Source organism: Aeromonas sp. QDB25 (assembly GCF_027707725.1).
Classification (GTDB): Bacteria; Pseudomonadota; Gammaproteobacteria; order Enterobacterales; family Aeromonadaceae; genus Aeromonas; species Aeromonas caviae.
This window is the reverse complement of record NZ_JAPCIZ010000248.1, coordinates 1-586: the sequence shown is the minus strand read 5'-3', so window position 1 is coordinate 586 and position 586 is coordinate 1. Positions and strand designations below refer to the sequence as shown.

Sequence of the window (586 nt, the reverse complement as noted above, 5' to 3'; positions counted from 1 at the left end):
ACCACGATATTGCTGTTGGCACTGTACCAGGTAGCGGTGGGCGTCTTGACCTGCAGGGCCCCATTGGTGTCCGTGTAGGACATCTCGAAGATCTGTGCCGACGTTGCCGAGGTCATGCCCAGCAGGGCGAGTGCGATGGCTATTTTATTGAGTTTTAGCACTGTGAAATCTCCTCCCTGAACGCCATCAGTTCACAGTTAACTGAGGTATATCAATCATGTAGCTCGCCTTGCCGGTCACACCGGAGGTAGCTGGCCAGACTGGCAACCGAGCAGACCCATCCACGTCGAGCGGGATCACTACTTCCCTGGTCTCACCGGGTTGCACTGGTTGGCCATTGAAAATGACCGAGAAAGCGGCATCACTTCGCAGGGTGATGTAACCCGCTTGTGGACCCCGGCTCTGGGTGCCGCCATCGGTCAAGGCACCCTTAAACACCACCATCCCGAGTGGTTGATCGTGCGAGTCCAGCAAGGACTTCGCGACCGCCATCACCTTGACCGGGTCGGCAATGGCCAGGTTCTGCAAGCTGAGGGAGAAGGTCTGGCTCACCGTGCGCTTATTGCCCTGAGCATCCACAGCAGCA

At 57.5% G+C, this 586-nt stretch carries 1 protein-coding gene; it reads right to left on the bottom strand.

Annotation, left to right across the window (positions count from 1 at the left end; all coding sequences use genetic code 11):
* Positions 1–186 precede the first annotated feature (186 nt).
* On the bottom strand, positions 187–586 hold a 400-nt coding region (locus PG883_RS23760; RefSeq protein WP_270808521.1), incomplete at its 5' end, for a hypothetical protein.